This is a genomic window from Janthinobacterium sp. BHSEK (assembly GCF_056174685.1).
Genome location: NZ_JBWBYV010000083.1, coordinates 46,610 through 58,575, shown reverse-complemented (window position 1 = coordinate 58,575; position 11,966 = coordinate 46,610). Strand labels below are relative to the sequence as shown.

At 64.3% G+C, this 11,966-nt stretch carries 8 protein-coding genes; 5 read left to right on the top strand and 3 right to left on the bottom strand.

What is annotated here, in order from left to right; translation table 11 throughout:
- Positions 1-337: 337 nt before the first annotated feature.
- From AC0V2Y_RS24550 to AC0V2Y_RS24540, 3 genes are all read right to left on the bottom strand, one after another.
- A complete protein-coding gene (locus tag AC0V2Y_RS24550) occupies positions 338-1,984 on the bottom strand; it encodes a methyl-accepting chemotaxis protein (RefSeq protein ID WP_475416483.1) in 1,647 nt (548 codons plus the stop codon).
- 93 nt (positions 1,985-2,077) lie between these two features.
- The gene (locus tag AC0V2Y_RS24545; RefSeq protein WP_475416484.1) at positions 2,078-3,199 is read right to left on the bottom strand and encodes a patatin-like phospholipase family protein; all 1,122 of its coding nucleotides are present in this window, start codon (positions 3,197-3,199) and stop codon (positions 2,078-2,080) included.
- A 313-nt stretch (positions 3,200-3,512) separates the two neighbouring features.
- Entirely contained in the window at positions 3,513-4,439 is a 927-nt protein-coding gene (locus AC0V2Y_RS24540) for a LysR family transcriptional regulator (protein WP_475416485.1), read from the bottom strand.
- 107 nt (positions 4,440-4,546) lie between these two features.
- Here AC0V2Y_RS24540 and AC0V2Y_RS24535 point away from each other — a divergent pair, with 107 nt between their 5' ends.
- The 5 genes from AC0V2Y_RS24535 (at position 4,547) to AC0V2Y_RS24515 (ending at position 11,911) form a co-directional block, all read left to right on the top strand.
- Positions 4,547-6,112, top strand: coding sequence for an MFS transporter (locus AC0V2Y_RS24535; protein ID WP_475416486.1), 1,566 nt, complete (start codon positions 4,547-4,549; stop codon positions 6,110-6,112).
- A 209-nt stretch (positions 6,113-6,321) separates the two neighbouring features.
- Positions 6,322-7,542 (top strand): carbohydrate porin, encoded by a 1,221-nt coding sequence (locus AC0V2Y_RS24530; RefSeq protein WP_475416487.1) that lies wholly within the window; start codon positions 6,322-6,324, stop codon positions 7,540-7,542.
- Between the two features lie 312 nt (positions 7,543-7,854).
- Positions 7,855-8,865 (top strand): substrate-binding domain-containing protein, encoded by a 1,011-nt coding sequence (locus AC0V2Y_RS24525; RefSeq protein WP_475416488.1) that lies wholly within the window; start codon positions 7,855-7,857, stop codon positions 8,863-8,865.
- A 238-nt stretch (positions 8,866-9,103) separates the two neighbouring features.
- Positions 9,104-10,741 (top strand): alpha-amylase family glycosyl hydrolase, encoded by a 1,638-nt coding sequence (locus AC0V2Y_RS24520; protein WP_475416489.1) that lies wholly within the window; start codon positions 9,104-9,106, stop codon positions 10,739-10,741.
- A gap of 84 nt (positions 10,742-10,825) precedes the next feature.
- The gene (locus tag AC0V2Y_RS24515) at positions 10,826-11,911 is read left to right on the top strand and encodes an ABC transporter ATP-binding protein (protein ID WP_475416490.1); all 1,086 of its coding nucleotides are present in this window, start codon (positions 10,826-10,828) and stop codon (positions 11,909-11,911) included.
- Positions 11,912-11,966 lie beyond the last annotated feature (55 nt).

Here is an 11,966-nt window from a genome sequence, read left to right as displayed (position 1 = left end):
GGCCTGCTTCGCCGAAGCCGTCGGCTCAAAGATTTGATTGTGCTTGCTCATAAATCGCAACTCCCTGTTTTGCGTTCCGGTTGCCAACTTGTCCGCCCGGACTGCCTTCTGTTGGTCGCGACAGTCAAGTCGAAAGACCGCTTCGGGGCGTAAGCGGACTCACGCGCCCGAAAATGAGACAGGCACCCGGACTGGCGCAGAGCCGGGTGCCCCCCTCCTTCCGCCCTGCCCGCCCGAGCAACTTGACGACCCTCGCCACAGGCGCAGCACGTCAACGCTCGCGTACCGGACGGTTGCGCCGCAAAAAAAACCCGGCGTACCGGGGCAGTCACAAAGTTTAGGCGCGGGCGCTGCGGCCCGGCAGCGCCAGGCGCCGGCTGGCGGCACCTGAAGCCGGGGCCGGCAAGCCGCCCGCCACCTTCAATGATTTTTCCTTGGCATCGCCGCGCAGGCGGAATACGGCCACCACGTCGACCAGTTCCACGGCGCGGTCTTGCAGCGAGGATGCCGCTGCGGCGGCCTCTTCCACCAGGGCCGCGTTTTGCTGGGTGACCTGGTCCATTTGCGAAATGGCCTGGTTCACTTGCTCGATGCCGGCGCTTTGCTCGTGGCTGGCGTTGGCGATGTCGCCCATGATGTCCGTCACGCGACGGATGCTGGCGACGATTTCTTCCATCGTCGCGCCCGCCTGGTCGACCAGCGCGCTGCCCGTGTTGACTTTATCCACCGAATCCTCGATCAAGCCCTTGATTTCCTTGGCAGCCGCTGCCGAACGCTGCGCCAGGTTGCGCACTTCCGTTGCCACCACGGCGAAGCCGCGGCCCTGCTCGCCCGCGCGGGCCGCTTCGACGGCTGCATTCAGCGCCAAAATGTTGGTTTGGAAGGCAATGCCGTCGATCACGCCGATAATGTCGGCGATCTTCTTCGCCGATTCGTTGATCGAGCCCATCGTGCCAACCACTTGCGCCACCACGGCGCCGCCCTTGCGGGCCACGTCCGAGGCGGACACGGCCAGGGTATTCGCCTGGCGCGCATTGTCCGTATTCTGGCGCACGGCCGAGGTCAGCTCTTCCAGGCTGGAGGCCGTTTCTTCCAAGGAAGACGCTTGCTGCTCCGTGCGCACGGACAGGTCCGCGTTGCCGGCGGAAATCTGCGCGGCGGCCACGCTGACCGTATCAGCCGAGGCGCGCACGGTGGCGATCACGCCGACGATACGCTCCAGAAACTTGTTGAAGGCGGTGGCCGTGCGGCCTACTTCATCCATGCGCTCGACGGGCATGGCGGCGGACAGGTCCAGCGAGGCGCTGACCCTCTCCAGCGTATGTTCGATATTGCCCAGGCCGCCGCTGATGGTGCGGTAGATATGCCAGGCCAGCGCGCCCGTCAGCAGCACGGCCACGCCCAGCACGGCCAGCATGGTGTTGAACGCCGTGTCGTAGGCGGCCAGGCTTTCCGCTTTTACATCATCGACCAGCTTGTTGTTGTAGGCGATATGGTCATCCATGCTCTTTTTCGCCGCGGCGGCCGTGATGGCCAGCGGCGTACCGGCCAGCAAGGTGGCGCGCACGCCATCCATGTCGCCCGCGTAGGCGGCGGCAAAGAATGGCACCAGCGCCCGGCGGTAGGCTTCCATGGCGGCCTGGTCGGCGTCGAGCATCTTGCTGTCCGTCGCATCGTACAGGCGCTCGGCGCGGTAGGTGGCGATCACCTTGTCGAAATTCGTGTTGGCGTCGGCCACGGCCTTGTCCAGTGCCGTCTTGTCGGCCAGATTCGAGAACACGGACAGGCGGTAGCCGGCCAGGCGCGAATCGGCCAGGAAACCCTTGGCCGCATTCAAGCCCTGGATGCTGGGAATGATGCGGTTTTGCACGGTGTCGAAACGCTCCTGGGCGCGCTGCAGCTGGATGGCGCCGCCGGCGCCCAGCAATAGCAGGGCCAGCAAGGCGATGGTGAGGGTCAGGATTAATTGCTTGGTGATATTCATGGTGTTTCACAGTAAAAAGGGTGGCCTGGCAAGGCCAGGCGGGATGAGTAGCTGCCGATCAGGTGGCCGGGACCGGTTGCAGGCGGCGCGGGCTTAGGCCGCCAGCGGGGCAGCATCAGGCGTGCGGCGCAGCAAGTCGCCATGCTGGCGGCAAAACGCCAGGCCCGCCTTGTGGCCCACGTCGAACAGCAGCTGCATGTTCGAGCTGGACCAGTCCAGGGTGTCGGGCCAGTGCTGTTCCGGAATGCCGCCCATCAAGTCGAGTTTCAACAGACGCCGCTTGGGCTGGCCCGTACTTCTGTCCGTGTTGTGCTCGAGTTCAAACAGGCGCAGTTCGCTCTTGGAAATCTTCACCAGCGGCGTGATGATGGAGCGTACCCAGGCGTCGTACAGGTTGCGCGGCTTGCGCAGCAGGCGCTCGTCGCCGAGGATGTCGAGGATGACCAGGGTGTCGGCGTCATGGTGCTCGCCCTTGCCTTCGATAAAGGGGTCGAAATTGAGCGTGTCGAGCGCCGCGCCCTCGATGTAGTCGTCGCCGGCGATGGTCGTCGGTGCATACAGGAAAGGAAACGACAGCGCGGCGCGCACGTGGATGGCTTCGATCTCGTGCTTGCCCCAGATTTGCATGCGGTGCTCGCTGAGGTTGTAGGCATTGATGTAGAAATCGGGACGCATGCGCGCCACGCCCGAGAAATCGACGGCTTTTTCCAGGAAGGGCAAATGCGCGCACAGCCCCAGGCTTTTCGCCGACAGGTCCGATGGCGACAGCGATGACACCATCAGCTTGCCCCAGTCCGACCAGGCCGAGGGAATGCCCGCAAACGTTTGCTGGAAGGCCTGAAAAAAAGGATTGTTGGCCGGCGGCTGGAAGGCGTCGCGGAAGGTGCTCGCGTGCATGCCCGGCTTCTGGAACACCTTGTAGTTGATCGGGATCATCTTGTAGATGCTGTCGGCCACGCCCGTGTCGGCCCAGCTTTGCAAGGCCTGGCGCGGCGTGGCTTCATGCGGCGTCGTGTAAAGCAAACCCATCAGCACACCGGCGCCGGAGGCGGAAATGACGTCGAACTCGATGCCCTCGTCGAGGAAAGCGGCCAGGGCACCGGCGATCAGGGTGGAATTTGGTGCGCCGCCACCCAGCAGCAAACCCGTTTTGCGTGCCGGTTTCGCGGTCGCGGCTGGCGCCGGATTCGGCGGCGTCGTCATCACTGTCTTCATGCACACTCCCTGAACGGAACGGGGTTACCATCCCTTAATTGTTGGTTACTACACGCTTATGGCGCCTAATCCTGCACATGTCCCGGCAACGGCCGAAGCGATGCAATGTTGCAGAAACAGATATGAAATTAACATAAATAAATTCCTTATGGCAATTTCCATAACGAATAACCGGTATTCAGGAAGGGTATAAGCTGATGCTGTGCGGCATAGACTGATGCAGCGCAGCAAATATAAATCCAGCAGCACTAGGATTAATCTCTTTGGGGTAGGAATATTCCGCAACCAGCCGCCAGCGCGGCAGCCAGCGGTATCAAGGGAAGGACGCAGGGTCCGGAGGGGATGAGGAAAAATGCAGGTGGGTACACAAATGGTCAACAAAGACGCGAATCTTGGGCGACAGGTGGCGGCTTGACGGCCACAGTACCCAGAACTTGCTCGAGTAGAGCAAGCAGTCGGCCAGCACGGCTTGCAGTTCGCCGCGCGCGATGGCGTCGCGCACGATAAAGTCCGGTAAATAAGCGAGGCCCACGCCCTGCGTGGCGGCACCGATCAGCGCTTCGATATTGTTGCAAGTCAAGGCGGTCGGCAAGCGCAACTCGCCGCCGCTGTCGCCCCCGGCGCGCTGCAGCGCCCATTCCTGCAACTTGCCCGTGGTGGGGAATTTATAGCGCACGCAGGCGTGCCCTTCCAGCGCACGCGGCGTGGCCGGCACGCCGTGGCGGGCAAAATACGCTGGAGAACCGACGATGGCAAAGGCAAACGGCCCCAGTTCGCGCGCCATCAGCCGCGAATCCGTGAGCGTTCCGCTGCGCACGGCCACGTCGACGCCCTCGGCCACCACGTCGACCAGGCGGTCGTTGAAATCGAGGTCGAGCTCGATCTCCGGGTACTGGCGCGTAAAATCCGCCAGCAGGGGCAGGATGATGCGGTAGCCGATCACGGGCAAGCTGACGCGCAGCTTGCCGCGCGGCGCCTCGGCCAGGTGCGACAGTTCCGCCTCGGCATCGCCCAGGTCGGCCAGGATGCGCTGGCAGCGCTCGTAAAACAGCGCGCCCTCGTTGCTCAGGCTGATGCGCCGCGTGCTGCGGTTGAGCAGGCGCACGCCCAGCTTTTCTTCCAGCCGCGCCACGCTCTTGCCCACGGCCGAGGCCGACACGCCGAGCAGCCGCCCGGCCGCCACATAACTGCGCGTTTCCGCCGCGCGCACGAAGGCGGCAATGCCATTCAGATTATCCATGTCTTCACGATTAAGGAATATTTGTCCGCTATGAGTGGATTTTCAGCCACTTTTTCATGGATTGCATCCATATTATCATCAGATTCCCTCTTTCTGGAATCATTCCCATGGATACGAATCTTCCCGCGCATGCCCCGGACCAAGCGACTCTACGGCGTATGCTGGTCCTGGCCGCCGTCTGCCTGGCCGCGCTATGCATGCCGCTCAGTTTCACGGGGCCGGCCATCGCCATTCCCGCCATCGCCGCCGACCTGCACGGCTCGCCGCTGGCGCTGGCCTGGATCACGAATGCCTTCATGCTCAGCTTTGGCGGCTGTCTGATGGTGGCCGGCGCGCTGGCCGACCGCTATGGCCGCAAGCGCGTGTTCTTGCTGGGCATGGGCGTGTTTTCCGCCGCCGCGCTGGCCCTGGCGGCCGCGCCCGGCATCCTGTGGCTCGACGTGCTGCGCGCCGTCCAGGGCCTGGGCTGCGCCATGGCCCTGTCGAGCGGACTGGCGGCCCTGGCGCAGGAATTCGACGGCACGGCCCGCGCGCGCGCCTTCAGCCTGATCGGCACGGCCTTCGGCGTGGGCCTGGCCTTCGGCCCCTTCCTGGCCGGCACCTTGATCACGCATACGGGCTGGCGCGCCATCTTTGTCTCCACGGCCGTGGCCGGCCTGGCCGCCCTGCTGGCCGCCGCGCGCGCCATGCGCGAATCGCGCGACCCGCAGGCGCAAGGCGTCGATTGGCCCGGCGCCCTGACGTTTACGGGCGCGCTGTCCCTGTTTACCTATGGCTTGCTGCAGGCGCCGCACAAAGGCTGGGGCAGCGCCGCCAGCCTGGGGCTGTTTGGCGGCGCGGCCTTGCTGCTGGCCGCGTTCATCCGCGTGGAGCGGCGCGCGGCGCGGCCCATGCTGGACTTGACCCTGTTCCGCCTGCCAGCCTTTGCCGGCGTTCAATTGCTGGCGGCCGCGCCCGCGTTTTCCTTCGTCGTGCTGCTGGTGCTGCTGCCGGCCCGCTTCATCGGCATCGAAGGCTACAGCGCGCTGGAAGCGGGACGCATGATGATCGCCCTGTCCGCGCCCATGCTGGTGCTGCCGGTCCTGGCCGGCCTGGCGGCGCAGCGCCTTGCCGCCGCGCACATCTGCGCCAGCGGCCTGCTGCTGGCGGCGGGCGGCTTGCTGTGGCTCTCCACCTGCGCGCCAGGGCAAGCGCCCGCTACCGTGATCGGGCCGCTGCTGTTGATCGGCTGCGGCATCAGCCTGCCGTGGGGCTTGATGGATGGCCTGGCCATCAGCGTCGTGCCCGTCGAACGGGCCGGCATGGCGGCCGGCATCTTCAATACGACGAGGGTGGCGGGCGAAGGCCTGGCGCTGGCCATCGTCAGCGCGCTGCTGGGCACGTTTACTGTCGCAGCGCTGGGCGGCGCCGGCATTGCCGGCATCGGCGCGGAGCAGGCGGCGCGCGCGGGCCCGTTCCTGGCCCTCGGCGAGCTGCGCCATGCAGCGACCCTGTTGCCGCAAACCGGCGCCGCCGAACTGGCGCAAGCGTACGGCACGGCCTTCCGCCACTTGCTGTATGTGCTGGCCAGCATCACGATGGCGTCGGCCTTGCTGATCCTGGTCTTTTTGCGCCATCCGGCCCCTGCGGCAACGGACACGACCGCCCTGCCCGCCTGCGACGCTCCCTCCTGATTCCCTCTTGCCGTACCCGGCGGCGCCCATGTGCCGCCGCCCTCCCTGATGTTTCTCCGCAACACCTCAAAAGTTTCAAGGATTAAAACTAGTTTACCGATCAAAGCGCTTTGAACTATACTCAAAGCGCTTTGAAACATAACTAAAGCGCTTTGGCTGCGCAAAGTGATGCGCGCCGATCCCACACCTATAAAAACACTGGAGACGCAATGAACCAACATTTCTTGAAAACTTTGCCTGCCGCCGTGGCGTTGGCCTTGAGCGCTTCGGCCGCCCAGGCCGCCCTGCCGATCGATTTCGGCGGCTACATCCGTTCGGGCTTCGGCACCAGCAGCGAAGGCGGCAAGGAAGCGTGTTTCGGCCTGGCCGGCGCCTCGTCCAAGTATCGCTTGGGCAATGAGTGCGAAACCTACGGCGAGCTGAAATTCGGCGGCGAAGCCTTCAAGGCAGCCAACGGCACCACCTTCCGCATCAATACCCTGGTGGCGTTCTCCGTCAACCAGAACCAGGACTGGGAACAATCGGACCCGTCGTGGCGCGAAATGAACGTGGTGGCCGACAAGATCGGTTCGGGCGCCTTCGCCGACGCGCGCGCCTGGGTCGGCAAGCGCTATTACGACCGCCAGGACGTGCACATCACCGATTACTACTTCTGGAATAACAGCGGCCCCGGCGCCGGCCTGGAAAACATCGACCTGGGCGCCGCCAAGCTGGCCTACGCCATCGTGCGCACGGCAGACGACAAGGACAGCAATCGCATGGGCCTGTCCCACGACCTGCGCTTCTCCGGCATCAAGGTCAACCCGGACGGCGAACTGACCTTGGGCCTGCAATTCAACCAGAAACGCAACGCGCAAGGCGCGGCGCCCGTCGCCAGCGGCCACTTGCTGACCGTCATGCATACGCAAGGCAACCTGCTGGGCGGCTTCAACAAGGTGGCATTGCAGTACGGCAAAGGCAGCGCCGCCAACACGGGCGGCTTCAGCCTGGGCGCCGGCAAGGATGACAAGGTCGTGCGCCTGACGGAACAGATCATGATCCAGCCCAAAGGCGCCTGGTCGGGCATGGGCACTTTCGTCTACGAAGACAAGGAAACGGCGGGCGTGAGCAGCAAGTGGACGTCGATCGGCGCGCGTCCCGTCTACCACTTCACGGACAACTACAGCCTGGCCGTGGAACTGGGCCACGACATCGTCAAGCCGGAAGGCGGCGAGAGCCGCAACCTGACCAAGCTGACGTTCGCGCCGCAACTGTCGGCCGGCAACAGCTTCTGGTCACGCCCCGTGCTGCGCGCCTTCTACACCTACGCCAAATGGAACAAGGCAGCCCAGTCGGCCGCCGCGGCCGAATCGGCGCTGTCGTCGACGGGCGTGTTTGGTGGCAAGACCAACGGCAGCTCGGTCGGTTTCCAGGTCGAGTCCTGGTGGTAATCGCCGGCATCTAGAACGTTGGCACGCGTCCCCGGACGCTTGCCGGTGGCAGCAACACCGCCCGCTATCAAAGGGGTACGCATTACCCGGACCCACCATTTCGCCGCTGCACGCGATGGCCGGCAGCTTCAATGTAGTGATTCAGCAGTATCCTCTTTTAGCGCGGGCGCCCCTGGGTTTGCCCGCGTATTTTTTTGGGCACTGCCGCCGCTGGCCATACCCCTGATCATTCCGGCATTTATCAGATAAACTACCCGTCATCGCACCGCATCGCTCCCGACTCACCCTGGATAGACCCCGACTGCAGCATTCATGAACCTCAAAAATCTCGCCAAAACGCTAGGAATATCCGAAACCACCGTCAGCCGCGCCTTGAATGGCTATCCGGAAGTGAGCGAACGCACGCGCGAGCGGGTGCTGGCCGCCGCGCAGGCGGCCGGCTACCGCCCCAATCCCATGGCGCGCAGCCTGGCCGTGGGACGCACGAACATCGTCGGTATCATCTACCCGCTGATGCCGAACGACCTGGCCGACCCCATGTTCATCGACATCGTCGGCGGCATGTCCGAAGCGCTGGAAGCGCAGCAGATGGACATGATGATCGCGCCCGCCTCGGCCACCAATGAATTCCACACCTATGAACGCATGGTCAAGGGCCGCCGCATCGATGGCCTGATCGTCGGGCGCACGAAACCGTTCGACGAGCGCATCGCCTATCTGGCGCAGCAGGGCATGCCGTTCGTCGCGCATGGCCGCACGCAGCTGAACCAGCCGCACGCGTGGTTCGACTACGACAACGAGGCGGGCATGCGCCTGGCCGTCGAACGCCTGGCGCAGCTGGGCCACCAGCGCATCGGCCTGATCAGCGCCACGCCGGACCTGAACTTCGTGCGCCAGCGCGTCGAGAGTTTCCAGCACGCCATGCAGGCGGGCGGCCTCGCCGTCGATCCCGACAATCTGGTCGACAATGCGCACGACCGCCGCGCCGGCTACCAGGCCATGCAGCGCCTGCTGGCCCGCTCGCCCCGCCCCACCGCCGTCATCGTCGACAACCACATGTCGGGCGTGGGCGCCGTGCGCGCCCTGCTCGACGCGGGCATCGCCATCGGCAGCGAAATGTCGCTGATCGTCTGGGGCGTGATGGAAGATTCCCTGGCCGGCCACAACGTCACCACCGTCGTCCAGCCCGACCCGCGCGGCGCCGGCGCGAAGATGATCCACATGCTGCTGGCCCTGATGGACGGCACGCCCGTCACCGACCTGCAGGAACTGTGGCCGTGCGAACTGTTGCCAGGGGAGTCGGCGGGGCAGGTGCCGAACTAGGCGATTTCCGCCCATCCATGCCGCCGGCCGCCTGGCCGGCGGTGCCATCTTGTTGTCCTGAATCACCCTCATAAAAAAATCGTATGTCTGGCGCGTGTATCGCTTTACTTTTCAAAGCGCTTTGAACTATACTCATTTCATACCCAAAGCGCTTTGAATTTTAAAATAAGACGTTCGCCTACCAACCAGCAGCGCGCCCTGATAGCCACGGCTACAGGCAACTTTTAAGAAATCATTCATGCCGACCATCCAGAACAATCTCGCCCACCTGCCCGCCGACTGGTGGCGCAGCGCCGTCATCTACCAGGTCTATCCACGCAGCTTCCTCGACAGCAATGGCGACGGCATCGGCGATTTGCCCGGCATTACCTCCAAGCTCGATTACATCGCCGCCCTGGGCGCCGACATCGTGTGGATTTCGCCCTTCTTCACGTCGCCGATGAAAGACTTCGGTTACGACGTGGCCGACTTCTGCGACGTCGACCCCATGTTCGGCACCCTGGCCGATTTCGACCGCCTGGTGGCGCGCGCCCATGAGCTGGGCTTGAAAGTGATGATCGACCAGGTGCTGTCGCACTCGTCCGACGTCCACCCGTGGTTCGTGGAAAGCCGCTCCAGCCGCGACAATCCCAAGGCCGACTGGTATGTATGGGCCGACCAGAAACCGGACGGCACGCCGCCGAACAACTGGTTGTCCGTGTTCGGCGGTTCCGCCTGGCAATGGGAACCGCGCCGCGGCCAGTACTACCTGCACGATTTTCTCGTCAGCCAGCCCGACCTGAACTTCCACAACCCCGCCGTGCAGCAAGCGCAGCTGGACAACCTGCGTTTCTGGCTCGAGCGCGGCGTCGACGGTTTCCGCTTCGATTCCTGCAACTTCCCCTACCACGATCAGTTGCTGCGCGACAATCCGCCCGCCGCGCAACGCGACGCCAGCAGTGTGTCGGCCATCAATCCGTACGGCATGCAGGCGCACGTGTACGACAAGACGCAACCGGAAAACATCGCCTATCTGCAGCGCGTGCGCGCCGTGCTTGACGAATATCAAGCCATTTCCATCGGCGAAGTGGGCGACGACAATGCGCTGGCCACCATGGCCGCCTACACGGGCGCCGACAAGCTGCACATGGCTTACAGTTTCAACCTGCTGACGGCCGAGTTTTCCGCCGCGCATATCCGCAAGCAGGTGGAAGAATTCGAGGCGCAAGTGGCCGACGGCTGGGCATCCTGGTCCGTGGGCAACCACGACAGCGTGCGCGTGATGACGCGCTGGGGCGGCCAGAACCCGTCGCCGTCGCTGGCCAAGGTGGTGCTGGCCGTGCAGGCGGCCTTGAAAGGCACGCCGTGCCTGTACCAGGGCGACGAGCTGGCCCTGACGGAAGCGGACATTCCTTTCGAGGCGCTGCAAGACCCGTACGGCATCCCGTTCTGGCCCCAGTTCAAGGGCCGCGACGGCTGCCGCACGCCGATGCCATGGGTGGCCGATGCGCCGCATGGCGGCTTCAGTAATGCCAAACCTTGGCTGCCCGTGCCGCCCGAACACCTGGCGCGCGCGGTGGATGTCGAAGAAAACGATTCTGCTTCACCATTGCAGTTTGCGCAAAATATCCTCGCCTGGCGCCGCACCTTGCCGCAATTGCTGCGCGGCGATATCGTCTTCTTCGATGCGCCGGAACCCGTGCTGGCCCTGCGCCGCGACTTGCCGGGACAGCCGTCCGTGCTGGCGGCCTTCAACCTGGGCACACAAGCGGTCACCTTCGCCTGGCCCGATGCGGCGCCAGCGGCCGACCTGACCGGTCACGGCTTGCCAGGCAGTAAAGATGGCCAACAGATCAGCCTGCCCCCGCATGGCGGCTGGTTCGGCACCCTGGCGTAAATCGCAGGCATTGGCGGCCATGCCGCCAATTACAATAACGAGCCCCGCGCATCAGCAGGGACGGATAGACACAGTGAGGACGACATGGCAGGACTGAAATTAGCAGGGCTGAAGAAGGCATATGGCGACGTGCAAACCCTGCATGGCATCGACCTGGAGATCGCCGATGGCGAATTCATGGTCTTCGTGGGCCCGTCGGGTTGCGGCAAATCCACCTTGCTGCGCAGCATCTGCGGCCTGGAAGAAATCAGCGGCGGCGACTTATTCATCGGCAAGACGCGCATGAACGACGTGCCGCCCGCCAAGCGCGGCATCGCCATGGTATTCCAGAGCTACGCTCTGTACCCGCACATGAGCGTGGCACAGAACATGGCCTTCGGCTTGAAACTGGCCGGCATGAGCAAGGTCCAGATTGCCGACGCCGTGCAGCGCGCCGCGCAGATCCTGCGCATCGAACCTTTGCTGGAACGCAAACCGAAAGACTTGTCGGGCGGCCAGCGCCAGCGCGTGGCCATCGGCCGCGCCATCGTGCGCAAGCCCGACGTCTTCCTGTTCGACGAGCCGCTGTCGAACCTGGATGCCTCCTTGCGCGTGCAGATGCGCATCGAACTGGCGAATCTGCACCGTGAATTGCGCTCGACCATGATCTACGTCACGCATGACCAGGTCGAAGCGATGACCCTGGCCGACCGCATCGTCGTGCTCAACGCGGGACGCATCGAGCAGGTGGGCGCGCCGCTGGAGTTGTACCACCATCCCGCCAACCTGTTCGTGGCCGGCTTCCTCGGTTCGCCCCGCATGAACTTCCTTAAAGGCAAGATCCACAGCTATGTCGACGGCGTGGCCACCGTCGCCACGAATGCGGGCGGCATGCTGCAGGCGGCGTTGACGCAGCCGCTGGCCAGCGGTATGCCCGTCACCGTCGGCGCGCGCCCCGAGCACGTGCAGGCGTGCGCACCCGGCGCCGCTGCCGCCATCACGGCCACCGTGCAGGCGGTGGAAAAGCTGGGCGACATCAGCTATCTGTATGTGCAGGTACCCGGCGGCGACGAGCCGCTGGTGGTGCGCGCCGATGCGGATACGGACTGGGCGATTGGCCAGTCCGTATCTCTGCAGGTGGCGCCCGCCCGTGTCCACGTGTTCGACGAACACGGCCAGACCCGCACCTGATCTATCCGCTTTAGGGGCCAGGCGCTACAGGCGCCGCCTGGCCTGGTTGCATCGT